Here is a 25,753-nt window from a genome sequence, read left to right on the forward strand (position 1 = left end):
ATAATAAGTGAAGATTAATTGATAATAATAAAACTAAAGAGAAGTATATGAGGTGGAAATATGAAAGAGGAAAAAAGAATATTAGTTGTAGATGATGAAGATAAAATCTTAGAAGTAGTTGAAGCTTATTTAATAAAAGAGGGGTTTATGGTTACTACTGCTAAAGATGGTGAAACAGCTTTTAATTTGTTTAAGAATGATAAATTCCATTTAATTATTTTAGATTTAATGATGCCTTATCTTTCAGGTGAAGAGGTATGCAGTAAAATAAGAGCAATTTCTGATATACCTATAATAATGCTTACAGCTAAAATTGAAGAAGATGATAAAATTGAAGGATTAGCCTTAGGGGCTGATGATTATGTAACAAAACCTTTTAGTGTGAGAGAATTAGTTGGAAGAGTAAATGCTTTATTAAGGAGAACATATCGAGATGATAATCCTATGGCTGATTATTTGACTTTTAATGAAGGTGATCTAGAAGTAGATATAAAGAAAATGAAAGTTAGGAAGAAGGGAGAGAATGTTTCTTTAACTCCTAAAGAGTTTAAGGTTCTTGTTGCATTGTTAACAAGTCCAGGAATTGTATTTACAAGAGAACAATTAGTAATGAAAGCTTTTGGTATTGAGTATGAAGGGTTTGATAGAAATATTGATACGTATATAAAAAATATTAGACGTAAAATCGAGGATAATCCAAAAGTGAATAAATATATTTCTACTGTTTATGGAGTAGGATATAAATTTGGAGGGGAATAGATGAACCTGGTTAAAAACTTATCCTTAGGATTTTTACTTACTATTCTTATTTCAATATCCATAACAGGTTTTATTTCAAATTATATGATTGATAAGAAGTTTGACCAATATTTGATGGATGAGCATAAAACAAAAGCATTGAAGTTTAAGTCCTTAGTTACAGAATTATATAATGAAGAAGAAGGGTTTTCAGAGTCGGATTTTTCTGAAATACATAGATTTGCAATGTTAGAAGACTTTTATATACAAGTATTGAATAATAATGGTGAAAAGATTATAGAAACTGATATCATGAATATCCATCACAAAAAAATGATGGAGTTTATGATGCCAGATAGTGGAAAGATGAAATTAGGAGAATATATTGAAGAAAGCTATGAACTGATTAGTAATGGGAAAAGTATAGGGAAGATAATAATTGGATATTATGGAACTGCTAATTTAACCCTTGGAGGAGTAGAATTTAAAACAACATTAAATAGTTCCTTTTTTATTTCTGTTTTAATTGCTTTGATTATTGGGTTATGTATTAGTATTATCATTGCGAAAAAGATAGCAACTCCTTTAGTGAAAATAACCAAGATTTCCAATGAAATGAGAAAAGGAAATTTGGAAGCAAGAGTAAATATTAAGAGTAATACTAAAGAGATAGGAGAGTTGTCTAATTCTATTAATTATCTGGCAGAGACTCTTCAAAAAGAGGATAAACTAAGAAAGAGATTAACAGCAGATATGGCACATGAAATTAGGACACCACTTACTAATGTAAAAACTCACATTGAAGCTCTTATTGATGGAATTTTCGAGCCAACTAAAGAGAGGTTTGAAAGCTTTTATGAAGAAATAGAAAGGTTAATCAAACTTGTTGAAAAATTACGAGATATTGCAAAGTTAGAAGAAGCTAATTTGCATTTAAGTAAAACAGAATACAACCTTTCTAAAGACATTGTAAAAGTGATAGATTCATTTAAACCGGTGTTTAAAAAGAAAGATGCGCAGATTATTTCTCTTATTGATCAAGAAGTATATGTAATTATGGATAGAGATAAATTAAAACAGATTATGTATAATTTAATTTCAAATGCATTTAAGTTCATTGAAAAAAATGGGAAAGTGGAGGTATCTCTTAAAGAAGAAAAAGAGAATATTGTAATTGAAGTAAAAGATGATGGAATAGGCATATCAGAGCATGAAATACCGTATATATTTGAAAGGTTTTATAGAAGTGATATATCAAGAAGCAAGAAAACTGGTGGAACAGGAATAGGATTGACAATTACAAAAGCACTTATTGACGCTCACAGAGGTTCAATTAATGTTACAAGCAGACTTGGAGAAGGAAGTGTTTTTACAGTAAAGATTCCTAAATAACTACTTAAATCATAAAAGAATATATATAAGATTAAATGATTGAAAGCAGAAGTTAAAGTATTGTTTAGCTTCTGCTTTCTCTATTATTTATAATTAAATCAAAATCTACATAATTGCTCCATAATCTTTCAATATAATGAACTTGTAAAGAAGAAGTAAAACAATATAAAGGAGTGATTAAGAGCATGGGAATTTCACAAATATTATATATTCTTTTAATTGGATTTGTTATGTACAACATGATAAAAAGAGGTGGATGCTGCGGAAGTCATAGTCATAGACACAGAAGTTCAAGAGGGGGATGTTGTGGCGAACATAGTCATCATGGAGAAAGACACAATGAATGGAATCAAGAAAATCATAATTACTCAAATGATATGGAAGTAGAGAATAACAATCAAGAAGGGCAGAAAAGAATCGGATATTAAGAATAAAATTTTTAAGATATATAAATTAAATATTAATTAAAAACTCAGGAGGTAAGTTATTATGAAAAAAAAAATAGCGGTAATAATGATGTCAGGTATGTTAGTCGCTGGAGGATTCACAGCAAAATTAGCCTATGGGACAACAAATAATGAAAAGAATGCAGAGCATTCTAAACCTAAGGCTGAATTACTTGTTGAACAGAAAGATGATAGGAAAGATAAAATCGACATTAGTGACGAGGATTTCAGAGAATATCTAGAGTATAAAAAGAATAAAAAAGAAAATGGCTATGATAAAATGATAAAGATCATGAAAAAGTATGATTACAAAGATATGGCTAAATTTATGAAAAATAATGATTATGAAGCTATGGATGAATTTATGAGTAATATGACAGAAGACGATTATGAAAATATGATTGAGATAATGAGAGAAAGTGGTTATGAAAGTATGGCAAGAATGATGGAGTCTATGGATTTAGATGAAATGCTTGAAATGCATAATTCAATGGGTGGCGCAGCTAGTTGTCATGGAGATTCAAATATGATGAGTGGTTCTAGATTTAACAATTAATAAATAACGCTTAATAAATGAGATTCACTTAATATTGTTGATATATACTCCCTACACAATACACCAACAAAAACAGTGAATCTCATTTTAAAATATAGTATTTAATAATAAGGAGAGTATGCACTTGAAGAAGAAAAAAGAGGTAAAGACTTCATTAATCATTATTCTCTCAGTTTTAGTATTCATTATTCCTGGGCTATTTTTATTTTACTTGAATGATAGTAAAGCTAAGGATAATGAGAGTACATTATCAAATAATGAAGAGATAATTGAAATTATAAAGGATAATAATGATAGTGATTCAAGAAAAGATTTTGATAAATTTAATGAAATTGAAGAGATAATTGAGAATAAAATTGTTAGTTCAGATAGTCAGGGTGAAGTTGACATAATTGGAACACTGCTTAATGTTATAGAAGATGATGAAGATTATATTATAATCCAGCTCCAATTCAATACACATACAGTGGATTTTAGTCAGTATGATTTCAGTGAAATGGCAACATTTAAAACAAGCGATGGGATTGAAATTAACAAGGAAATTTTATGGGAATCAGAAGGATATGGGCATCATTTTATGGGATATTATAAGATACCAAAAGTTATTGAAAATAAGGAATTAATAACTGACAAAACAGAATTTATAGAACTAACTATAAAAGGATTAGATAATGTAGAAAATAGGCTTTTGAAATGGGAGCAAGATATTTTACAATTAATACTAAAAAGCTAGTAATATTAGAAAATTAACATTACAGAAATTATACATCGAAAGGAGAAAAGAGAAATGAAGTTTAGAGAAAAAAGTAATATATTTAAGTTCGGATTCATGATGATGTTATGCTGTCTATTGCCAATAATTTTAGTAGGTGCACTACCTTTGTTAGGAATAAAATCAGCATCATTAGCTTTTTTACCATTTCTAATATGTCCTTTAATGCATATTGGAATGATATTTATGATAGGAAAAGGTGTAAAAGGAAAGTCATGTTGTAGTAAAAGAGATAATAAAGAAATAGAAATGGAGAATGAACAATAGATGAATTTAAATGGGGGAAAGGAAAAACGTAAAAAAGTGGAAAAAAGATATGTTATTCCAATATATTTATCAATATTCTTTTTAACACTGTCGTTATTTATATATGAAGTTTTGCTAACAAGACTATTTTCAGTTATTTTGAGTAATAATATGGTCTTTTTAGTAGTTTCATTTGCTATCTTAGGCAGTGGTTTAGGTGGAATTTATGGTTATGTTCAGTTTAATAAAAGTAAATATAATAAATCTAAGAAGGGTGAAAATAAAAGATATATTAAAGATCTAGTTAAAATATCATGGTTATTGCCTATAAGTATCATTGGGACTATTGGTATAATGTATAAATCACCTTATTTATCATCAAGTTTAATTTATATTATGATTGGTATGATTCCATTTATTATAGGAGGAGCAATCATATCAATTATTTTTAAAGAATATAGAGAAAACAGTAATAAGCTATATTTTATGGATTTAATAGGGGCTGCTCTTGGAAGCCTACTTGTATTGAAAATAATGAATTCCTTCGGTTTCATGTTCAGTGTAGTATTAACAACTATTCTGTCAATGATAGGAGTTATTTTAATATTAATTCATTATAGGTTTAAAAAGTATGTATTAATAAATAGTTTTATAGTTGTAATATTAACAGCTCTTTTAATTCAAGGAAACTTTATTAGAAGTGTTGAAAACGGATTTACTGCGTATTATTCAAGTCCAAACACTGTAATAGATTATTTGAGGAACAGTTCTTCATATAAATCATTGGGAATATCTTACTCAAAATGGGATGCAATATCGAGAACTGATGTTTTAGTAACATCAGATGAAAATGAAAAGATAATAGTAACTGACGGAGCTGCTTCTGCACCAATACTTAAATTTGATGGTGATTTAAATAAAATTGCCTATTTGAAGAAAGAAGTTAATTATATTCCATTTGCAATTGGAGAAAATAAGGATGCTCTTGTTATAGGTTCTGGAGGAGGAAAAGATGTCTTATTTGCTCTATTAGGTGGAGGAAAGATTATAGATGCAGTTGAAATAAATGGCTCATCAATAGATGCAGTAAATAAATTCAAAGAATTTAGTGGTAACATTTATGGAAGACCAGAAGTAAATGTTTATAACCAAGATGGAAGAAGATTTATCGAAAATACTAAAGAGGTTTATGATAATATTTATCTTTCAATGGTAATGACAAATGCAGTAGAGAATAATATGTTTTCATTATCTGAAAACTATCTATATACCTATGAGGCTTTTGAGGAATACTTTGATCATTTAAAAGATCAAGGGAAATTAAGTTTAATGGTACATGAAGAAAAAGAAATGATAAGAATCATAAACACTGGTATAAAGGTTCTTTTAGATAGAGGGATTCCTCAAGAAGAGGTTACAGAGTATTTTACAGTTATAAATGGAGTAGGAATGGAACATTTAGCATCACATGGAAACATGATAATGATGCCATTAGTAATTTTCAAAAATAATCCATTTACTGATGTAGAAATTGAAAATGTAAAAACTATGGCAAATGAATCAAAATATCAGGTTATTCATTATCCAGGAAGAGAATACGGACCATATAAAGATATTAAGGAAAATAAAATAACTTATAAGAAAATGCTTAAAAAGTTTAATGTAAAGGTAAGTCCTATTACTGATAATAGTCCTTTTTATTATAATTATAACTCTCTTGTACCTAATGAAATTATAATCTTAATTTCAGGATTAATGGTGATTTGGTTAATTATTAGTAAGGTATTCTTTAGAAAAAAGGAAATAAGAGTGATTTCAAGACATTTTATTATAATTGGACTTGCTTATATGCTTATCGAAATACCGATTGTACAAAAGTTATCATTATACTTGGAAAATCCATCTATAGCCTTTAGTTTTGTGCTATTTAGTATCTTAGTAAGTAGTGGTATAGGTAGTGCATTAAGTGGAACAAAACTTATTAAAAAGTACATGATGGAATCTTCTATTTATTTAGTGGTTACTGGAATAAGTGTATTAACTACATTATTAACAATTGATAAAGTAACTCTTATAACTAATGACTTTGGATTATATGGAAAGTTCTTTGTTGTATTTTTAACATTATTGCCGATGGGAACTTTAATGGGTATGCCTTTCCCTACAGGAATTAATAAAGTAAACAAGATAAAACATAGTAGCAATGCTATTCCACTAATGTGGGCAGCTAATGGTATATTCTCAGTTATAGGTTCTGTTTTAGCAGTAAGTTTATCAATGAATGTAGGATTTAATACAACAATAATTATTGGAGGTTTATGTTATTTATTACTATACAACATAAATCCATTTAAGGAATTAGGATTGAAATAAGGAGGGCAGAGGATTGTTGAATTATTTAAAATAGGACATTTTTCACTATACTTATTTGGTGTAACTATAGCAATAGCTATGGTTATAGGAATGATTGTAATGCTAAGTGAAGTTAAAAGAAAAGGTTTAGACACAGACAAGGCATTAGATCTAACGATTTATACAATAATTGCATCTGTAATTGGTGCCAGACTGTATTATATAATCGCTTTTAACTTAAAATATTATATAAGCAATCCATTAGAAGTATTTGCCCTCAGAAGCGGTGGATTATCTATTCAAGGCGGTTTAATAGCTGGGATTGGTTTTGCATTAATCTATACAAAGATAAAAAAGATATCATTTTGGAAAACTGCTGATGCATTTGCCCCAGCAATAATAATTGGACAGGCTATAGGAAGAATCGGTTGTGATGTTTTTGGAAGACCAATGGGTAATAGTTATCCATGGGGTGTTATGGTAAATTCGCAACTATTACATCCTGTTCAGTTGTATGAGGCAGGATTAAATCTATTATTATTTATTTACTTAATGAGAAAAAGAAGTAAAGTTAAATATAATGGAGAATTGTTCATTAAATATATTATTGGCTTCTCCTTAATTAGAGGATTTGTTGAATTCTTCAGATTTAATCCAATAGTAGTTGGTCCATTCACAGTTGTACATGTAACAAGTTTAATTATAATTATCATTACTCTAATTATTAATAATAAGATCAAAAAGAATCAAAGCGTTCTGAAAATTATAAATGAAGAAGCAATAAATATTCCATTGTTACATTTTATTTTAATTGCTCTTTTAGGTGCATTTAGTATCTGGTTTTATTATTTTATACATGGATAGAATTATAGGATGGATTATTAGAAACTAACTAAAGGAATATATAGTGGTATATAAGTTATGTTTAGTAGAGATATTATAAATATATATATGCAACTCAATATCTTATAAAATAAAGCTTGTTGCAAAACAGGAGGGATTCAAATGATCGAAAAAATCTTTAAAATAGAAGGTATGACATGTGCCACATGTGCTAAGTCGGTAGAGAGAGCATGTAAGAAGCTGTTCGGTGTTGTAGAAGCAAATGTTAATATTGCAACAGAGAAACTTAATATTACCTTTGATGAATCAAAAGTTAGTATTAAAGATATACAGAGTGCAATTGAAAAGGCTGGATACAAAGCTGTAACGGATTCCCTTAGGAAAACTTTTAAAGTTATAGGAATGACATGAGCATCATGTGCACAAGCCGTGGAACGTGCTGTGAAAAAGTTAGATGGAGTTACAGATGTAAATGTTAACTTAGCCTCAGAAAAATTAAATATTTCTTATGAAAAAGAAAAAGTAAGTATTTCAGAAATAAAAGAGGCAGTTTCAAATGCAGGTTATAAAGTGTTAGAAGAAGTTTCAAAGGATGAAGATAAAGAAAAGAAAGAGAGAGCTATAAAACAACTGTGGATGAGATTTATAATATCAGCAATATTTGCGATTCCATTACTAATTATTGCAATGGGTCCTATGGTAGGATTAAGGCTACCTAATGTAATAAACCCTTCAGTAAATCCTGAAGGATTTGGAGTTGTTCAGTTAGTATTAGTTATTCCTGTTATAGTTGCAGGATATAAATTCTTTGAAGTTGGATTTAAGTCATTAATTAAAGGAAGCCCAAACATGGATTCTTTAATAGCTCTAGGAAGTGCAGCTGCATTCTTATATGGAATATTTGGAGTATATCAAATTTATCAAGGTAATTTAAAGTATGCACATGACTTATACTTTGAATCGGCAGGGGTAATACTTACTTTAATAACATTAGGAAAATATCTAGAGACACTCACTAAAGGAAAAACCTCTGAAGCTATAAAAAAACTAATGGGATTAGCACCAAAAACAGCTATAGTAATAAGAGATGGTAAAGAAGTAGCAATACCAATAGATGAGGTAGTAGTAGGAGATACATTATTAGTTAAACCAGGGGAAAAGATACCTGTGGATGGTGAAGTAATTGAGGGAATGACATCAGTTGATGAATCAATGCTTACAGGAGAAAGTATACCTGTAGAAAAGACTTCTGGAAGTAAAGTAATTGGAGCAAGTATTAATAAGAATGGCTCAATAAAATATAAAGCTACAAGAGTTGGTAAGGATACTGCACTAGCTCAAATTATAAAATTAGTTGAAGAAGCTCAAGGATCAAAAGCTCCTATAGCTAAACTAGCTGATGTTATTTCAGGATATTTTGTACCAGTTGTTATTGTTTTAGCAATAGTATCAGGTGTAGCTTGGTTGATTGCTGGAAAATCAGCAATATTCGCCCTTACAATCTTCATCTCTGTACTAGTAATAGCTTGTCCGTGTGCTTTGGGATTAGCTACACCAACGGCAATCATGGTTGGTACAGGTAAAGGGGCTGAAAATGGTGTTCTTATAAAGAGTGGAACAGCATTAGAAACAGCTCATAAAATAAAAACTATTGTTTTTGACAAAACAGGAACTATAACAGAAGGAAAACCTAAGGTTACTGATATTATTACTATAGATAATTTTGATAAAAATGATTTGTTACAGATTGCTGCATCTGCAGAAAAAGGATCAGAGCATCCATTAGGTGAAGCAATAGTTAAAGAAGCAGATTATAAAGGAATAGAATTAAAAAAACTAAGCAATTTTAAAGCTATCCCTGGTCATGGAATAGAGGTTATCATAGAAAATCAAAATATTATACTAGGTAATAGAAAATTAATGATTGATACTAATATTAATTTGAGAGATTTGGAAGATGCATCACATAAACTAGCCGGAGAAGGTAAAACTCCAATGTTTATTGCAATAGACAAGAATATTATTGGAATTATAGCTGTTGCAGATACAGTTAAAGAAAGCAGTAAAAAAGCAATAGATAAACTTCATGATATGGGGCTAAAGGTAGCAATGATAACAGGAGATAATAAAAAGACTGCTGAGGCTATCGCAAAGGAGGTTGGTATTGATACAGTATTGGCAGAAGTGTTGCCAGAAGACAAAGCCAATGAAGTAAAGAAGCTTCAAAAAGAAGGAAAAAAAGTTGCAATGGTTGGTGATGGAATTAACGATGCTCCAGCTTTAGCGCAAGCGGATATAGGTATTGCAATTGGCTCAGGTACTGACGTAGCTATGGAATCTGCTGATATTGTTCTAATGAGAAGTGATTTGATGGATGTGCCAACAGCTATTCAGTTAAGTAAAATGACAATAAAAAACATTAAGCAAAATCTATTTTGGGCATTTGCATATAATACTCTAGGAATTCCAGTAGCAATGGGTATTCTATATATTTTTGGAGGTCCTTTACTAAATCCCATGATTGCAGCTGGAGCTATGAGTCTTAGTTCTGTATCAGTATTAATGAATGCACTAAGATTAAAAGGGTTTAAACCAGTTAAATAATAATTAAGAGGGAAAAATTTATTTAAAGGAGGGTATTTATGCATTTTAAGGATCAATATTCATACGGATTGTGGATTCAGTAGTTTTAATATCCTTATGTTCGGAGGATTTGTTTATTTTGCTTTTAAACCAAGAACCAAAAGAGATTGGAGAACATTAGGAGCATTTTAGGCATTTTTAGTGGCATTATTTAGTGAAATGTTTGGGTATCCATTAACAATTTACATTTTGACTTCTGTCTTAGGTGATAAGTACCCTGTTTTAGATCCATTTACACATTTAAATGGTCATTTGTGGGTTGCTCTTGGAGGCGGCTCAAAAGTTCTATATTCAATATTACATCCTTTAAGTAATATTTTCTGGAATTTTTATAATTGCAATAGGATGGAAGGGAATACATTCAGGAAATGGTGAATTAGTTACTAATGGTATATATCGATTTGTTCGCCATCCACAATATAGTGGGTTTACATTAACTATTTTAGGATTTCTAATTCAATGGCCAACAATTATTACACTAATAATGGCTCCTACACTTTTAATTATGTATTAAAGATTATCAAATAAAGAAGAAGGGGTTATGATTGATACATTTGGTTATGATTATTTAGAATATAAAAAGGAGGGGCCAGCATTTATCCCTAAGAAATGGATAACTTTTCGCGATTTATCAGAAATTTTATATGTCTTTAGACAATCGTAATAAGTTAAAGTATAAAACCTTAATTATTAATATAATTAGAAGAAAATTTCTTATAGTACTTTGAAATATGAATCTATGAACAAGTTGGGGAATAGTAAGGAGAGTAGATATATCGGAAGGAGAAGGGGATGAAATACTTGAAGTTAGTCATGAATTGGATAATCTTATTAATAGTTATTTCTTTATTCAAAACACTTATAAGAAAACAATTCTAGATTAGTATTTTTAAGTTACTATTATTACTGTATTATCGGGATTCAAAGAAAAGAAAGAAAAAAATAAATATGTTAAAAAAGTGAACCTCTTATGATTTTGGTGGGGTTCACTTTTCGGTATAAATTTATAATTTTATTAAAGCGAAATATACGTTTTTAGCGAATGTATATTAATTATGAGAAAATATTAATCAGATTATTAAAATTAGAAACTTCTATACATTAGCAGTTTCAATTTTAGAATTTAAAGGTTTAAATGTTGTAATTTTTCTTTTATATGTATACAGAAGAATAATACTTCCTGTTAAGATTAACAACAGGATGGATGCACCACTAAAATAAAAAAATTCTTGTGGTAGTATATCTATAACTGGGTCTGTAGTTGGGTCAAGATGCCAGTAATCATTATTAAAAAATATTTTATGAAATATTGTAAAACTTTTATCTAAATTAATACTAGCAAGTACTCCTAGTAAAATTGGAGTTGCTGTTGATGCTATAACTGACCATTTTAAAAATCTAAAATAACCTCTTTTTATAAGTATTAATCCTAAAAGACTTAATGAGCCTGATATATAGAAAATGATTTGAATTACATCATATATTTTTTTTACTTCAATAAAGTGTATTTCACCATTTGTGGAAGAAGGTAAAGTAGGAAGATTGAAATCATATGAATTACTATATAAATTATCTACAAGGGAATTATAGTTTTGTACCATTTCACTTTTTTTCATTCCTGATGTATCTTCTATTTTTAAATTTTTAATACTAAAAGCATATATCCCTTTGTTTAATGTACTTAAATTAACGGATAAAGTTATCACAAATAGTGTTAAACTTAAAGCAGTTAAAATCTGACATAAAAAGATATATGGTTTATTTTTATCGTCTTGTTTTATATTGTTTGACATTAAAGCCCTCCTTTGTTTGAATTATAACATAAATGATGAAATAAATGAACTATTTTGAAATAAAACATAAAAAAATGTAAAATGATTGATTATTGATAAATAGGGTTTTGTTTCTAGGATGTTCTAAATTAAAATTATTTAAAAAACTTATTATAAAAAATTTTCACGTAGATTTAAAATTATGAATAAATTTATGTGAGATTCTTAAGAAAATTAATGTAGGTTTAATATCATCTTCACATGCTAGGGAATTATATTATATTGAAAATATTAAAGATATGAGTTATTTGTAGTTTTAGAATTTGTTATTGTATTATCAGATTTTGCGAGTGAATAAATGTAAATTATTGTAGTATAATAATTACAACAATGTATGGAACGAACTAACTAATTAATCTGGATAATGCTTACATCCCTAAGCTATGGGAGTTAACGAATATTATATATGGCGTGAATAGTTGGACCTCTTTGTTTTTTCCAGGGGGTTATTTTAAAGTTAATAAAAATTATTTATATTATGAAATGTAATTAAAAACTAAAGTGGATATTTATAAAGTAATATAAATATTTAGGTAAGTAAAAAAATCCTTACCAATCTCCATAAAATTCACATATTTTTATGTTAGCATTGCACTGTATATATTTTTTATATGGAGGAATATGCTTTGAAAAAAATGCCATTACATAAGTCATTTGCAATATATAGTTTTCTAGCAGCCTTAATAAGTGCTCTTTTGTTAGTTTATGCAATAAATAAACACATGGAAAATGATTACATTGAGTATATTGAAGAAATCACATATTTATCACTTAATAATATTATTGAAGATGAAATTAAATTAACAGATACTGAGAATCTAATAATTGAAGTAAATTCTAAAAATTTAGATTCAAAATTAGAATCTGTGTTTGAAAATTACAATATTATTGGGATTAGAATATGGAACATAGAAGGTGAAGTATTTTATTCAAATATGAAAGATAGTATAGAAATAAAATATAAAGATGATAAAAATTTAAGACAAGCTTTTTCCAATGTATCTAATAGTGTAATTACTAAAGGAGTTATTAATAAGGAAGCTAATAATAAAAATAAGAAATTTAAAGTAATTAAAATGTACATACCATTTATTCAAAATAACAAAGTGATTAGTGTAAGTGAGGTTATAAAATCTTATGAGGATATTGGAGTACATATAAGAACAATAACAAAAATTATAGCATCAATTATATTTCTTGGACTTTTAATACTTTATCTTTTTTTAATGAAAGTAATGTATAACACATCAAAAAAGTTGTTCTACCAAAATCAATGTCTAATGAAGAATTCCAAGGAATTGAGAGGTGCATATTCAAAACTACAGAAATCCTATAAAAATACTATTATAACACTATCAAATGCTATAGATGCACGAGATCCCTACACTGCAGGGCATTCAAAGAGAGTTGCTAAAATATCTGTAGAAATAGGAAAAAATATGACTTTCTCAAACAAGGATTTAGAAAGTCTTGAGCTTGCTGCATTACTTCATGATGTTGGGAAGATAGGGATTTCAGATGCCATACTTAATAAACCTGGAAAACTAACAGAAGATGAATTTAATAAAATAAAAGAACATCCAGAAATAGGAGTTAATATTTTGAAAGACATTGAGTCCTTTCAAAACATATTACAAATAATAAAGTTTCATCATGAGAGAATTGCTGGTGGGGGATATCCATTAGGAATTAAGGGTAATGAGATACCATTAGAATCTAGAATTATTGCTGTTGCAGATGCATATGATGCTATGACATCAGATAGAACATATAGAAAAGGTCTTCCACATAATGTAGCAATAGAAGAATTGACTAAGTATAGAAATATTCAATTTGATAAAGATGTTGTTGATACAGTTCTTAAAATAGAAGATAAAATAAAAAGATTTTTGTAAATCAAGTGAGTTAAAACATAATCATATAATATATAAGAAAATAACATACCCACTGTATTGTGTCCATGTTATTTTCTTATATGCCCTTTAATTATCTTTAAGAAGGTATTTTAAAATAATTTTAGATGTTAAAAAAGTTAATGGAAATAAAATAAGCAGTTGTAAAACAGGTAATAGACCAATATTAGTTTTATAGAAAAGAGGCATAGCTTTTGTATAACCCCACCTATTAGTGTATAATGCATTTGCTTCAAAATAGAAACTAAATGTTAATGAATAAAGAATTATAATAATATACTCTTTTAATTCCCATCTGTACAGAAACCAAACACAATCTTTATTTACTATAGAAAGAATTAAATATAAAATAACTGTCATCATAATATCACCAAAGGTAGCACTTAACATCAAAAAAATGTGACCTGTGCTATCTTCCACATCATAGAATACTTCACACTGAAAATATTCCCATATACTATGAAAGAATAATGATAATACTGTTATTAAACATAAAATTTTAAAGAATCTTCTCATATTAGTAACTCCAAATTTTTAAAATTGTTTTTGAATAAAAGTAATCGTCTTTTAAAGTGAATTATATATAAGTTTTATTTTGCCCTTTTAAAAGTTTTTTATGGTAAATATATTACAGAAAAAAATAATAAAAAACGACATAATTGCTCCATAATTACTTAATATAATTAAGTTATAGAACTGATTGGAATTGACCATTACAATCAGTTAAATAAGATTCACTCAATATTGTTGATATATTCCCCATATTCCCAGTATCAGCAAATAAGTGAATCTTATTTTTATATTTAAAATCAATTTATACATGTAATTTCGTCATAAAATCCCCACAATTGTGTGATACACTATGAAATGACTTGTTCTAATGGAATTATTTACATAAAGAAGTCTTAGATATAAAAATTATAAGTAATATAATAATTAAATTTTACAGAGAGTTTATTATATTTAAAATTGTAATTTTGAAAAGGGGATATAGAATGAACAGTATAAGAAAAAAATTATTTTTAGGATTTAGTATAATCTTAGTTTTACTTATTATTTTAGGGGTTGTTGGATTAGCTCAAATAAAAAGTATAAATAATAATATGAGTTCTATGTATAATGATCAAGTTAAAGGAGTTTATCATATTAAAGAAGCTCAGTATTTTATAGCAAAAGTACAACGCGCAGAAAAAAATGTATTATTAGCTACAACATTAGAAGAAAAAAAAGAGCATTCAAAGCATTTTGAAACAATGTACTCAGAAGGTATACTAAAAAATTTAAATAAATTTAAAGAGGAAGCTGAAGATAGCCATAGTGGTGAAATTGAAGAATTAGTCGATAAAATAAATAAACTAAAAAAAATTCAAGGTGAAGTGATTAAAAATAGTTTCGATAAAAATGATGAAAAAGCTTTAGAGTTATCCAAGCAAAGTATGTTATTGTCGGATGAAATAGAAAGGTTAACTGGTGACTTATCAGATCATAAATACGAAGAAGTATTCACTAGTTATGAGGAAAGTATTAGAATATATAATAGTGCTGTTATTTTAGTTATTATATCAATAATTGCTGCAATATTTTTTATTGTAATACTATCAGTATCAATTTCATCTTCGATTGTAAAACCTTTGAATAAAGGAGTGCAATTAGCAAAAAGCATATCAGAAGGAAATCTCAAAGATAAGATATTAGTAAAATCTAGAGACGAAATAGGTGTTTTGATTAAAGCCCTAAATAATACTGGAGAGAAATTAAAAGAAATTGTTTCAAATATCAAAATTTCATCTGCAGATATGGAAGAGAGTAATAAAGAATTGTCTTATACAACAGAAGAGTCTAGTAAGTTTATGAATGAAATAGGATATAAAATTTCTGAAATATCAAATAGTATACAGGAAGTCGTGGAATATGTAGAAGATGTTGAGGAAAATGTGCATAGTATATCAAAAAGTGCTAGTGATATATCAAACTACACTAATGAGATAAATAGTGATTTTCAAATATTAAGTGAATCAGCAATTAAAGGAAAAGAATCAGTTGATCAAATAGTAAATGTTATTGTTGAAGTAGAAATAGCAACAAAAGAAGTAAAAGGTTCAATAAATGAACTAAGTGAATTATCCTCAAAGATTAATGACATTACAGATATTATAAAAGGTATATCGGACCAAACTAACATGCTTGCTTTAAATGCAGCTATTGAAGCATCAAGAGCTGGAGAACAAGGTAAAGGGTTTACTGTAGTTGCAGAACAAGTGAAAAATCTTGCTCAAGAGAGTGCAGAATCAGCGATTGCTATCGAAGATATGATTATTGAGGTGCAAAATAAAGCTGAAATAGCAGTGAAAAGTATAGGTCTAGCAGAAAATAAAGTTAGAGAAAGTACTTCAATTGCAAAAAAAACAGATGTGAATATTTCTGGAATGATGAAGGGGATTGAATTACTAAGTAAAAAGATAGAGGAAATATCTAAACATACTGTTAAACAGTCTGAATCAACAGAAATAGTAGCCACTACTATAAAGAATGTAGTTATAAATGCTGAAAATGTTTCAAAATCGACTCAAAGTATAAATGAGAATGTTAATGAGCAAATAGCAGTAATAGAAGAAATCAGTGCTACATCAAGTAATTTATATTCAATGACAGAAAAACTTAATAAATTAATTGAATACTTTAAAATATAAAGATATGGCTGACTTTATTGAGTTTTTTTCATGAAACTTAATTAGGTCCCCTTAATTTTCCACTATATTATATTTTTTAAGGAACGATAATTAAGTATGATGACTAAAAACAATAAAACTCTAAAAAAACTCCAAACAATAACATTAGTTATAATATTTTTATTATTGGGATATGCGCTGTGGTTTACAGCTTCAATAATATCAATTAACTTAGATGAAATTGTTTTTGCGAGGCAATTAGAAGATGATACAGTTATAAAAGGTGATAAAAGAAAAAAAATTGACACGCCTGGTTATTCAGAAGGGATGGAATTGTCAGCTCAGAATGGGTCTTCTAAAGATGAACTAAGTAATTTCACTGAGGAAGAACTAAGTGATATAGGAAAGCCTAAATCTAATAAGGAGGCAATAAATACAAAAAACTCTAAGAATGAAAATGAAGATGCAAAAGAAATTTTAGAAGAGAAACAACTCAATAAAGAAAATAATACTTCAAGCAATTACAATAATAAAAGAAATGAAGAAACAGAAAATAAAGAGAATCAGAATATTATAGATAAAAAAAATTTAACCTTAGAAAAGATTAAGGTCTACTTAAGGGGAACAGAGTTAGCTGGATTAGAAGAAAGCTTGTATAAAATATCAAAGAAATATAAATTAAATCCAATATTCACAACTGCAGTAGCAGCATTAGAAAGTGAGTATGGTACTGCAGCGCTTGCTAAAAATAAAAATAATTTGTTTGCATATAATGAAAATAAGAAAATAACTACTAATCATGAATATAAGTCGTTTACTGATGAAAATAAATTAGAAAGCTACTTCAAAGGTGCCTTAAAGGGTACAGGTAAGTATTTTATAAAATTTGGAGAAAAATACGAAATAGATCCCTTATTTGTTGCAGCTATAGCTGTGCATGAAACTGGAAATGGAGAATCCTATGCTATAAAATATTTAAATAATCCAGGGGGAATTATGAATCATGAAACTAATTGGAGTACACTTGTAAAGTTTACTTCTTTAGAAACAGGTATAAAAAGAATGTTTGATAATTTGAAAAAAAATTATTTTGACAAAGGGTTAGATTCAGTTTCAGAGATTGGTAATAAATATGCTCCTATAGGTGCCCTTAATGACCCTAAGAATAAAAATAAATATTGGATTCCAAATGTCACGAAGATTTATAAATTATTGGAAGGAAATAACTTGAATTCTTCATATGAAAATGTATTAAGTGATAGCAACGCAGGACAAACTTCATATGAGGATTTTGAAGACTTTACAACAAAGGAAGAGTCTATTGAGGCTTTCGCTAAACTCATAAGAACCCAATACCTTAATAATGGAATACAAAACCTAACAGTTATAGGGGAAAGATATAGCGATGACGCTAATTGGGGAAAAAACGTTGACATAATAATGAAGAAAATAGAAAAAACAGTAACTGATGAAAATCACAAGGTTATAGATAAGGAAAAATTAACATTAAATAAGATTAAGTCTTACTTAAGAGGAACAGAGTTAGAGGGGTTAGAAGAAAACTTCTATAAAATATCAAGGAAATATAAAATAAATCCAATCTTCACAACGGCAGTAGCCATATTAGAAAGCGAGGATGATCCTTCAGAGCGGTCATTTACAACAAAAGAAGAGTCTATTGAGGCTTTCGCTAAACTCATAAGAACCCAATACCTTAATAATGGAATGCAAAACCTAATAGTTTTAGGGGAAAGATATAGTGGTGACGCTAATTGGGGAAAAAACATTGATAAAATAATGAAGAAAATTGAAAAGTCTAGACCTTAAAAAGCACAGGAAACTGTGCTTTTGTTGTTCAAGTTTGTGTACTATTGGAAGATTAGGAACAAGTAAATCCTATTGATTTACTAGAGTTCTTTTTCTGATATTAAAGTCAAATAAGTTTACCTAGTAATAAATCAAAAGCTAGTCTTCAACCTCTAAATAAGGTGATATATCTTGAAATTCCTCATATTCTTCAAATTCTTTATATTTCTCAAGCTGCACTAATGGTGTTAATTCTAAAGGTTCTTCAAAGTGATTTTCCAACTTTAAGCCGTTTCCAAAAGTAGGTTTAGGGGGTTGTATTCCTAACTCATGTAAAAAAAATGTAGGTCCTTTTACTGCATAATGTTTAGTACTTTCCTCATGTCTTTCTTCATACTCATATTTCTCAATATCTTCATTGTTTTTAATAGGTACATACTCTTCATATTCTTGAAACTCTAACAAAGGCGGGAGTTGCACATACTCATTTGTAAAATCGTCACTTATAGGAGCTTCAATAGGAGGCATACCCGTTTCATGATACCATTTAGTATGTTCATACTTATATTCTTGACGATATTTCGAGTTACTTACACCATGTTCTTTTTTTAGTTCTTCTTTTTCATACCATTTCATTTCATTTTTGTCGAAGAAATTTATAATAAAAATTTTTTCATTCATTATTAAACTCCTAAAATTGATATAATTATTTTTAATGTTATTTATACTACAACATAAATCAAAGTTTTAAAGAAGATGCATGTAAAAATTTATACTTATGTAGAATGAGGATGCTTTATACTAATTCTTTTTATAATTAGTATATTATTAAAATTCTATTAAGTGATATGTTTTAGGTGACTCTATTAAACATATTAAAGATTTACATATGATTAAAATATTAAAATTAACGTTAAAAATGAATCATTTAAAATTTGGGGAATATCTTATAATGTAAGTATTTTTTGAAAGGAGAACTATAATGCACGCCCCTTTATTAATAGTTATTCAAAACTGTGAATCCATGTGTGAGTATATGGTTACATTTTTTGGTGAAGATGATGATTGTGAATTAAGAAAAAAACAGATTCGTTTACTGCGAGACTGTGCGGATGCTTGTACTCTAGCTGCAAAATATATTGCCCGTCACAGTTTATTTTCAAAATATTCGGCTGATTTTGTTGCGTTTATATGCGATAAGTGTGCCAAAGAATGTGAAAAATTCGGCGATAGAGAGTCACAAAATTGTGCTGAAATGTGTTTGAAATGTGCAAAAGAATGTAAAGATTATTCAATGATACTATAATATAATTTGCATTGAATACTATGTATTTCAACTATAAAAACAGATACATATAAAAAGAGAAACGATTTAAACAACTTTGAAAACAAATGATAATATCATTTAAGAATAGTAAAGGCAATTTCGAAAAAAAATCAAGAATGAAAGAAGAGAAAGACTTTGAAGAAAGCTATTTTGGCTAAAACTTCACAGTCTTTTTGTATTTTATGAATTACATTGTAATAGTTAAGATTAAAATATAAGAATATTATCGTATTAATAGTTTTTAAGAAGGGTAATTCAATAAATTGTAGAATAATTCAATTTAATGATGTTTTTTTATTATTATTTACTTAGGAGTTGGAATAATGAATTATCTATTTGAAACAAGACGTTTAGGGGTTAGACGGTTTCAGCAATCTGATGTATCAAAGATTTATATGCATCATAAGGAAGAAAGTTTGAAAAAATGGATTCCTAATGAGAGTTATGAAACTATTGATGAAGCAAGGGAAGCTATTGAGTTTTTTAATGAAAATAGTGACGAAGGTGAACTTCCCTTTGTTCTGGCAATTGAATTAAAAGAAAATAACGAGCTTATCGGTGACGCAGGTATTAATGAGTCACCTGGAGGAATTGAAATAGGCTATTCAATTTGTGAGGCATATCAAGGCAATGGATATGCTACAGAAGCATTGCAAGGATTTACAAAGTATGCAGTACAAAATTTTTCGTTTACTGAATTATACGGAAGAGTTGTACAAGGTAATAATGCATCATGTCGTGTACTAGAAAAAGCAGGATATAAGTATGTAAATGAGGAGTTTGATGCAGATGATGACCCATATGGAAAAGGAATGCTGGTATATAAACTTGAAGTATAAACACATAGGATAGATCTTATAGAAATTATGGATATACCAATTAGGTTAAATCTAAATTTTTATGAACGAGAGGAGGCAAGTATTTTATGAGAATTGCAGTAGTAGCAGATATACATAGTAATCATATTGCTTTTGAAGCAGTATTGAATGATATACGTAATAGAGATATAGATATGATTTTTTTTCTAGGTGATTATATTTTTGGAGGTAGTGGCTCAAATGAAACTGTTGATTTGCTAATGCGTTATCAAAAGCAAAGTCAAAAGAATTTAATCATATCAGGTAATATTGATGAATTAATAACTCCAATAGAAGAAAATGCTGATTGGATATATGAGGTTAATAAGCAAATATACAACGAACTAGGTTTAAAACGTGTATCATTTTTGAAGTCACTTCCATCAAATATTTTGATAGAAAAGGAAGGCATCTCTATGTATTTGTGCCATAATCCATCAGATATCGAAGTCTTTACAGTAATTGATAGTTTAAAAAGAGAAAATAATATTCCTAATATGAAAGGTCTTGCTGATATTGCTAATAACATGGAGAGCGATGTTTGTATTTTTGGGCATTATCATTTGTTCATGGATGAAGAAGTGAATGGGAAAAGGTTTATATGTCCTAGTTCTGTAGGGATGCCATTTAATGGAGATACAAGAGCACAATATATTATATTAGATATTTTTGAAGGCAATATTACATCATCAAGACAGTATGTTGAATATGACAGATTAAAACTAGTAGAGGATTTTGAGAAAAATGGATATTTTGAAAAATATCGCAATTGGTCGATGAATATGGTTACTACCATATTAACAGCACATAATTACTTTGGTACACAAGATCATAATAAGTAAGCAATAGTGTATAAAGACATATCATAATGTTTAATTATATTGGGGGGAGATAAATGAAAATACAAAGTGAAGCAAAATTCACTGTATTTGAAGCAACGAGTATGATTGTTGGACATAGTATTGGTACAGGAATTATCGCAGTACCTTATTTAGCAACTAAAAACAGTCTTAAAGATGTTATTTGGATGGTAATACTAGCATATGTGATTAATGTTATATTGCACTTACTTATTGCTGAGTTGTCGTATAATAATGGTGGTGTTCAGCTTGTTAAAAGTTTTGAAGGTGAATTATTTAAAGGGAAATCTAAAAAAATCTTTAGTTGGGTTATGTTTACTGTTTATGGATTAGCAATTATTGTTGGTGTTAGTGGTAATATTAATGGTGGAGCACAAATAATAGTGAATTGGCTCAATGTACCATTTTCTATGGCTCAGTTAATATATTATCTTTTAGCTGGTATCGTAGTTTTTATGGGAATGAAGGCTGTAGGAATTGCCCAAAAGTATACAGTAACAGTTTTGATGTTAATCGTTGTGGCCATGAGCATTGGAACTTTTATACAACCGCTAAATGAACTGCATACATCTAAAATGCATATCAATAATATGTTGGGGTTATATAGCATGGTTGTTTTCGCAACTTCTGCTAACCAAGCTGTTATCCAGTCAGTAAAAGGATTGAATGGTAATGTTAAAAAAATCAGGACTTCGATTTTCTTAGGCTTTGCAATATCATCATTTTTTGTATTAATTGTAACGACAACTGTTTTGTTAGGGGTAAAGGGTCCATTAGATAAGGAACTTGCTTATCTTCAATTAGGTGAGAGTATCGGGCGCTGGGCTGCTATTCTTGCAGGGTTATTTTCATTATTTGCGCTCTTAACTACATTTTGGTCTAACACATTAAGTCTTCGTGATGTTGTCCATGAACAAATTGAGATAAATAATAAGGTTTGTTGGTTATTAGCTACAATACCTTCCTTATTATTTGCGATATTTGGTGTTAATAGTTTTATTATTTTAACAAGAATAATGTCGGGAGTAGTAGTACTTGTTGCTGTAATGCTTATATTTACATATAACAAATCAAGAAAAAAAGCTGGAGCTAGTCCAATATGTGGCATGTTTGGAACATTGCCATTTCAAGTTATCATGGTAATATCTACAGTAATTTGTGCAGTAGGAGCCATGTTACCTTTAACGTAATAAATCGGAGGAATTAGCATATGTATAACAATCCTATGTTTTACAGAGATAAAGATAATCATTTTGTTTTAAAAACAGGTGAAAAACCTTATAAAATATTACAATTAACTGATTTACATTTTGGATTTGGAATATTATCTAAAAAGCAAGATAAATTAGCAGCGGCAGCTGTAACAAAACTAGTTAAAGAAACAAAACCTGATTTAATTATTCTAACGGGAGATAGTATCTTTCCATACATATTAAAAGCAGGCACTAGAAATAATATCAAACAGGCTAAAAAACTAGTAGAATTTATGGATTCCTTTAAGGTTCCCTATGCCTACTTATTTGGTAATCATGACATTGAAATGGGTTCAAAAGGTGATAAAAATCAAATTGCAGATATTATTATTGAGGGTAAATACAGCATTTTTGCTAAAGGGGACAGAAGTCTCACTGGTCTAGGTAATTACATAATAAAGTTACATAATTACCAAGATCAATTGTTAATGGCACTTGTTATTTTAGACTCAAATATGTACAGGGATGGTTGGTACTATAGTGGATTTGATTGCATTCGTGAAGAGCAAACAGCATGGTGTATGAAAGAATTGTCCAAGCTTAAAAAACAAAATCTTGATTTAAAAGCTTTAGCCTTTTTCCATATGCCACTACCAGAATTCAAGGAAGCTTATGAGAAAATGAAACTTGGAGATAAAAGTGTTAAATATAATTTTGGGAGTATTGGAGAAAGTAATGATTATTTTGGAATATCAAAATATAAGCCGAACTTCTTTGAAAAGGCAATAGAGAATGGAATAATCAAAGGAATTTTCTGTGGTCATGATCATTTAAACACTCTTTCATTAACTTATAGGGGCATCATGATGACATATGGTATGTCAATTGACTTCTTAGGATATTCAAATATTAGTAAAAAATATACCCAAAGAGGTGGGACTTTAATTACTGTAAATAATGATGTTTCATTTAGTGTAGATCCTGTTCCTCTTACAACTGTAGTTTCTAACTTTGTTAGAGGGCAAAACAAATAATTTTTACGACTCTAATATAGATTAGAGTCGTTTTATTATTTATTTAAGAAGAGTATTTTTGAGTTTTATGTATTTCTCTTGTAATCTTGGAGCGCTATATCTATCCTTAGGCTTAACATCTTCAACAGCACTAATATATTTCTTAATAATAGAATCAAAATTTGATGATTCTACTAATTTAAAATATGAGAATTGTTTAAATTTTAATTGCCTTAATTTTTTCTTGAAGTATGAAGATTTATCCATCCAAACAAACTGCTTACTTATATTTTTCTGATTAAATCCAGTTGCATATGCACCAGGTTCAATTAATACAATTGGTATGCTAACCTTTTTTAACTCCTTAAGTTCATTGTTTAAGCATGATGCAATGCACTCTAATGCAAATTTTGTAGAGCTGTAGGGTGATAAAAAAGGAACAGGAGATAACCCAGCTAAAGAAGATATGAATATAATTCTTCCAGATTTTTTACGAATCATGCGCTTGAGAGCGAGTTGAGTAAGCTCTAATGTTGCAAATACATTTGTTTCAAAGGTTTCTCTAAATTTATCTATAGGAATTTCACAAACTGATCCAGAATCTCCAATAGCAGCATTGTTAATCAAAACATCTATATGCAAATCTTTTATTAAAAGTCTATCTTCAGGACTTAATATATCTAATTTAAAACTTTGTAAAGTCAGCTTCAAATCTTTACTAAGTTCATTTATTTTTTTAGCTTGTTCATCACTGTGGGTTGTAGCATACACAAAATGTCCTCTTTTTGCTAAAGCAAATGCAGCAGCATTACCTAATCCAGAACCACAGCCAGTAATAAAGATAGTTTTCATTATATTCACCTCTATGTATAAAGTTAGCATAAAAAATACTTTTATACGAAAAATAATCTTACTGCTAATTGAGGAGTATCTTCTAGCTATTTTTAAATGAGAATATACCACGAAAGTTAAATAATAAAGATTAATATTTAATGGAACAAATGAATTATATAAAAAATAGCATATAAGCGAGAATGAATATCATTCGCTGTATTAATTATCAGATTTTGGGTATTATAAAAAATATAAAATATTCAGTTGTGGATTATCAATTGAGAACCGCAATGGATAATTCTCAGGTTAAGTTTTATATAAAATTTTTGCTTGACACTAATAATCTGTATAATTCCCAATGATAAGAGTCGAATTATGAAAATAAAACTAAAAAATATATTTAATTTCATAAAAAAGGTGATATAATACTCTTAATAGAAATAATTAATTACAAAATAAGTATTATTAAATGAGAATAATGCTAAAAGGAGAAGCTTTATGTTTGGATTAACATCCCAGATAATGATAGGGTATTACTTGGCAAGTAAAATGCTTAAAAGTAATAAAAAAGACGGGAGTAAGAATATTCCTCTTCCAAGCTTTAAAAATATTATAGAAGTTAAACATTTTTTGGCTGGAAGGGTGCGTATTTATGCGCCTAAACTTGTTAATAATGAGACGGATAAAAATTTACTATCAACTCAGTTTTCTAAGATAGATGGTATAAATGAATTTCAAGTTAATACACTAACAGGAAGTATTCTTGTTCTTTATGACATAAATAAAGTAGATGCAGGAATATTATATTCTGCAATAATAAGATTATTAGAACTTGAACCATTGATAGATAATAAAAAAACTCCTTTAGTTTCTAGAGAGATTAAACAAGTTGGAGAGGCATTTAACCAAGGTATATTTGAAAAAACAAATGGAATTATTGATGCAGAGACAATTATTCCAGTTTCTTTTATCATTCTTGCACTTAAGGAGATATATAATAATCCTTCAGCAGGAAAACCAGGAGCATATACCTTGCTTTGGTGGGCTTATAACATTCTAAGAAGGGGAGGTGCTTAAATGATTTTTAATAAAGTTCTAGATTTTGCAATAAAGATAAAAGTTATACACAGCATACCAGGAAGATTAAGAATTAATGCTCCAGCAATAAAGCAAATTCCTAAAGAGTGGCAGATTCAAGATGAAAATATTACTTCTGTTTTTTTAGTTATAAAAGGAGTTAAAGAGGTTTCATTTAGTTATCTCACGGGAAATGTTGTCATTAAATATGACCCACAGATTACAAATGAAAAGAAAATATTAAAAGCTGTTAGAAGAATAATTCAAATAGTAATTTCTTATAGAAAAGAAATTGAAAATATAACAATTGATGAACTTAAGGATGAAATTGCTAGAATGGCTCTTATAGTAAAAGATGAGATGAGCAAGTAAATACTTTTAATA

Annotated in this window: 24 protein-coding genes; 20 read left to right on the top strand and 4 right to left on the bottom strand. The window is 28.5% G+C overall.

What is annotated here, in order from left to right:
• Nucleotides 1–60 precede the first annotated feature (60 nt).
• From OW730_RS15095 to OW730_RS26940, 10 genes are all read left to right on the top strand, one after another.
• The gene (locus tag OW730_RS15095) at nt 61–759 is read left to right on the top strand and encodes a response regulator transcription factor (protein WP_271224882.1); all 699 of its coding nucleotides are present in this window, start codon (nt 61–63) and stop codon (nt 757–759) included.
• Nucleotides 760–2,130 carry a HAMP domain-containing sensor histidine kinase gene (locus OW730_RS15100; protein ID WP_271224883.1) on the top strand — a complete coding sequence of 457 codons (1,371 nt, stop codon included), beginning with the start codon at nt 760–762 and terminating at the stop codon, nt 2,128–2,130. It begins immediately after the preceding gene.
• A gap of 185 nt (nt 2,131–2,315) precedes the next feature.
• Nucleotides 2,316–2,558 carry a hypothetical protein gene (locus OW730_RS15105; RefSeq protein WP_271224884.1) on the top strand — a complete coding sequence of 81 codons (243 nt, stop codon included), beginning with the start codon at nt 2,316–2,318 and terminating at the stop codon, nt 2,556–2,558.
• A gap of 61 nt (nt 2,559–2,619) precedes the next feature.
• Nucleotides 2,620–3,132 carry a hypothetical protein gene (locus tag OW730_RS15110; protein ID WP_271224885.1) on the top strand — a complete coding sequence of 171 codons (513 nt, stop codon included), beginning with the start codon at nt 2,620–2,622 and terminating at the stop codon, nt 3,130–3,132.
• A 124-nt stretch (nt 3,133–3,256) separates the two neighbouring features.
• Nucleotides 3,257–3,865, top strand: a complete 609-nt coding sequence (locus tag OW730_RS15115; RefSeq protein WP_271224886.1) for a hypothetical protein — start codon at nt 3,257–3,259, stop codon at nt 3,863–3,865.
• A gap of 54 nt (nt 3,866–3,919) precedes the next feature.
• Nucleotides 3,920–4,171 carry a DUF2933 domain-containing protein gene (locus tag OW730_RS15120; protein WP_271224887.1) on the top strand — a complete coding sequence of 84 codons (252 nt, stop codon included), beginning with the start codon at nt 3,920–3,922 and terminating at the stop codon, nt 4,169–4,171.
• Nucleotides 4,172–6,523: a hypothetical protein gene (locus OW730_RS15125; protein WP_271224888.1), complete on the top strand. Its 2,352-nt coding sequence runs from the start codon at nt 4,172–4,174 to the stop codon at nt 6,521–6,523.
• A gap of 78 nt (nt 6,524–6,601) precedes the next feature.
• Nucleotides 6,602–7,366 carry a prolipoprotein diacylglyceryl transferase gene (lgt, locus tag OW730_RS15130; RefSeq protein ID WP_271224889.1) on the top strand — a complete coding sequence of 255 codons (765 nt, stop codon included), beginning with the start codon at nt 6,602–6,604 and terminating at the stop codon, nt 7,364–7,366.
• Between the two features lie 141 nt (nt 7,367–7,507).
• A complete protein-coding gene (locus OW730_RS15135; RefSeq protein WP_271224890.1) occupies nt 7,508–9,949 on the top strand; it encodes a heavy metal translocating P-type ATPase in 2,442 nt (813 codons plus the stop codon).
• A 430-nt stretch (nt 9,950–10,379) separates the two neighbouring features.
• Nucleotides 10,380–10,502, top strand: coding sequence for a methyltransferase (locus OW730_RS26940; RefSeq protein WP_271229580.1), 123 nt, complete (start codon nt 10,380–10,382; stop codon nt 10,500–10,502).
• A 580-nt stretch (nt 10,503–11,082) separates the two neighbouring features.
• Here the strand turns inward: OW730_RS26940 and OW730_RS15145 are convergent.
• A complete protein-coding gene (locus tag OW730_RS15145; protein ID WP_271224891.1) occupies nt 11,083–11,781 on the bottom strand; it encodes a TIGR01906 family membrane protein in 699 nt (232 codons plus the stop codon).
• Between the two features lie 674 nt (nt 11,782–12,455).
• On the opposite strand from OW730_RS15145, the gene OW730_RS15150 reads away from it, so the two are divergent.
• Nucleotides 12,456–13,715, top strand: a complete 1,260-nt coding sequence (locus OW730_RS15150) for an HD-GYP domain-containing protein (RefSeq protein WP_271229581.1) — start codon at nt 12,456–12,458, stop codon at nt 13,713–13,715.
• Between the two features lie 87 nt (nt 13,716–13,802).
• Here the strand turns inward: OW730_RS15150 and OW730_RS15155 are convergent, their stop codons facing one another.
• Complete coding sequence (locus OW730_RS15155) at nt 13,803–14,249, bottom strand: hypothetical protein (protein ID WP_271224892.1); 447 nt, start codon at nt 14,247–14,249, stop codon at nt 13,803–13,805.
• A gap of 479 nt (nt 14,250–14,728) precedes the next feature.
• Between OW730_RS15155 and OW730_RS15160 the strand changes: the two genes are divergently transcribed.
• On the top strand, nt 14,729–16,423 hold the full coding sequence (locus OW730_RS15160; protein ID WP_271224893.1) for a HAMP domain-containing methyl-accepting chemotaxis protein: 1,695 nt from the start codon (nt 14,729–14,731) through the stop codon (nt 16,421–16,423).
• A gap of 99 nt (nt 16,424–16,522) precedes the next feature.
• Nucleotides 16,523–18,229, top strand: coding sequence for a glucosaminidase domain-containing protein (locus OW730_RS15165; protein ID WP_271224894.1), 1,707 nt, complete (start codon nt 16,523–16,525; stop codon nt 18,227–18,229).
• A 138-nt stretch (nt 18,230–18,367) separates the two neighbouring features.
• On the opposite strand, the gene OW730_RS15170 is transcribed toward OW730_RS15165, so the two are convergent.
• Entirely contained in the window at nt 18,368–18,889 is a 522-nt protein-coding gene (locus tag OW730_RS15170) for a hypothetical protein (protein ID WP_271224895.1), read from the bottom strand.
• A gap of 301 nt (nt 18,890–19,190) precedes the next feature.
• Between OW730_RS15170 and OW730_RS15175 the strand changes: the two genes are divergently transcribed.
• The 5 genes from OW730_RS15175 to OW730_RS15195 all read left to right on the top strand — a co-directional run bounded on the left by OW730_RS15175 (nt 19,191) and on the right by OW730_RS15195 (nt 23,479).
• Nucleotides 19,191–19,514, top strand: coding sequence for a four-helix bundle copper-binding protein (locus OW730_RS15175; RefSeq protein ID WP_271224896.1), 324 nt, complete (start codon nt 19,191–19,193; stop codon nt 19,512–19,514).
• Nucleotides 19,515–19,858: 344 nt separating this feature from the next.
• Complete coding sequence (locus OW730_RS15180) at nt 19,859–20,374, top strand: GNAT family N-acetyltransferase (RefSeq protein WP_271224897.1); 516 nt, start codon at nt 19,859–19,861, stop codon at nt 20,372–20,374.
• Between the two features lie 86 nt (nt 20,375–20,460).
• Nucleotides 20,461–21,234, top strand: coding sequence for a metallophosphoesterase family protein (locus tag OW730_RS15185; RefSeq protein ID WP_271224898.1), 774 nt, complete (start codon nt 20,461–20,463; stop codon nt 21,232–21,234).
• 53 nt (nt 21,235–21,287) lie between these two features.
• Complete coding sequence (locus tag OW730_RS15190) at nt 21,288–22,442, top strand: aromatic amino acid transport family protein (RefSeq protein WP_271224899.1); 1,155 nt, start codon at nt 21,288–21,290, stop codon at nt 22,440–22,442.
• 20 nt (nt 22,443–22,462) lie between these two features.
• A complete protein-coding gene (locus OW730_RS15195) occupies nt 22,463–23,479 on the top strand; it encodes a metallophosphoesterase (RefSeq protein ID WP_271224900.1) in 1,017 nt (338 codons plus the stop codon).
• A gap of 39 nt (nt 23,480–23,518) precedes the next feature.
• On the opposite strand, the gene OW730_RS15200 is transcribed toward OW730_RS15195, so the two are convergent.
• Nucleotides 23,519–24,310: an SDR family NAD(P)-dependent oxidoreductase gene (locus OW730_RS15200; RefSeq protein ID WP_271224901.1), complete on the bottom strand. Its 792-nt coding sequence runs from the start codon at nt 24,308–24,310 to the stop codon at nt 23,519–23,521.
• Nucleotides 24,311–24,790: 480 nt separating this feature from the next.
• Here OW730_RS15200 and OW730_RS15205 point away from each other — a divergent pair, with 480 nt between their 5' ends.
• Entirely contained in the window at nt 24,791–25,369 is a 579-nt protein-coding gene (locus OW730_RS15205; RefSeq protein WP_271224902.1) for an HMA2 domain-containing protein, read from the top strand.
• Complete coding sequence (locus tag OW730_RS15210) at nt 25,370–25,741, top strand: HMA2 domain-containing protein (RefSeq protein ID WP_271224903.1); 372 nt, start codon at nt 25,370–25,372, stop codon at nt 25,739–25,741.
• Nucleotides 25,742–25,753 lie beyond the last annotated feature (12 nt).

Source organism: Oceanirhabdus sp. W0125-5 (assembly GCF_027938815.1).
Lineage (GTDB): Bacteria > Bacillota > Clostridia > Clostridiales > Clostridiaceae > Oceanirhabdus.

What these genes read in the sequence shown, in the direction of transcription:
- OW730_RS15110 (WP_271224885.1), top strand. Translation starts at nt 2,620, where the DNA reads ATGAAAAAAAAAATAGCGGTAATAATGATGTCAGGTATGTTAGTCGCT.
- OW730_RS15160 (WP_271224893.1), top strand. Translation starts at nt 14,729, where the DNA reads ATGAACAGTATAAGAAAAAAATTATTTTTAGGATTTAGTATAATCTTA.
- OW730_RS15210 (WP_271224903.1), top strand. Translation starts at nt 25,370, where the DNA reads ATGATTTTTAATAAAGTTCTAGATTTTGCAATAAAGATAAAAGTTATA.
- OW730_RS15150 (WP_271229581.1), top strand. Translation starts at nt 12,456, where the DNA reads ATGCCATTACATAAGTCATTTGCAATATATAGTTTTCTAGCAGCCTTA.
- OW730_RS15200 (WP_271224901.1), bottom strand. Translation starts at nt 24,310, where the DNA reads ATGAAAACTATCTTTATTACTGGCTGTGGTTCTGGATTAGGTAATGCT.
- OW730_RS15195 (WP_271224900.1), top strand. Translation starts at nt 22,463, where the DNA reads ATGTATAACAATCCTATGTTTTACAGAGATAAAGATAATCATTTTGTT.
- OW730_RS15105 (WP_271224884.1), top strand. Translation starts at nt 2,316, where the DNA reads ATGGGAATTTCACAAATATTATATATTCTTTTAATTGGATTTGTTATG.
- OW730_RS15125 (WP_271224888.1), top strand. Translation starts at nt 4,172, where the DNA reads ATGAATTTAAATGGGGGAAAGGAAAAACGTAAAAAAGTGGAAAAAAGA.
- lgt (WP_271224889.1), top strand. Translation starts at nt 6,602, where the DNA reads ATGGTTATAGGAATGATTGTAATGCTAAGTGAAGTTAAAAGAAAAGGT.
- OW730_RS15155 (WP_271224892.1), bottom strand. Translation starts at nt 14,249, where the DNA reads ATGAGAAGATTCTTTAAAATTTTATGTTTAATAACAGTATTATCATTA.
- OW730_RS15180 (WP_271224897.1), top strand. Translation starts at nt 19,859, where the DNA reads ATGAATTATCTATTTGAAACAAGACGTTTAGGGGTTAGACGGTTTCAG.
- OW730_RS15175 (WP_271224896.1), top strand. Translation starts at nt 19,191, where the DNA reads ATGCACGCCCCTTTATTAATAGTTATTCAAAACTGTGAATCCATGTGT.
- OW730_RS15170 (WP_271224895.1), bottom strand. Translation starts at nt 18,889, where the DNA reads ATGAATGAAAAAATTTTTATTATAAATTTCTTCGACAAAAATGAAATG.
- OW730_RS15145 (WP_271224891.1), bottom strand. Translation starts at nt 11,781, where the DNA reads ATGTCAAACAATATAAAACAAGACGATAAAAATAAACCATATATCTTT.
- OW730_RS15120 (WP_271224887.1), top strand. Translation starts at nt 3,920, where the DNA reads ATGAAGTTTAGAGAAAAAAGTAATATATTTAAGTTCGGATTCATGATG.
- OW730_RS15190 (WP_271224899.1), top strand. Translation starts at nt 21,288, where the DNA reads ATGAAAATACAAAGTGAAGCAAAATTCACTGTATTTGAAGCAACGAGT.
- OW730_RS15165 (WP_271224894.1), top strand. Translation starts at nt 16,523, where the DNA reads ATGACTAAAAACAATAAAACTCTAAAAAAACTCCAAACAATAACATTA.
- OW730_RS15185 (WP_271224898.1), top strand. Translation starts at nt 20,461, where the DNA reads ATGAGAATTGCAGTAGTAGCAGATATACATAGTAATCATATTGCTTTT.
- OW730_RS15205 (WP_271224902.1), top strand. Translation starts at nt 24,791, where the DNA reads ATGTTTGGATTAACATCCCAGATAATGATAGGGTATTACTTGGCAAGT.
- OW730_RS15100 (WP_271224883.1), top strand. Translation starts at nt 760, where the DNA reads ATGAACCTGGTTAAAAACTTATCCTTAGGATTTTTACTTACTATTCTT.
- OW730_RS15095 (WP_271224882.1), top strand. Translation starts at nt 61, where the DNA reads ATGAAAGAGGAAAAAAGAATATTAGTTGTAGATGATGAAGATAAAATC.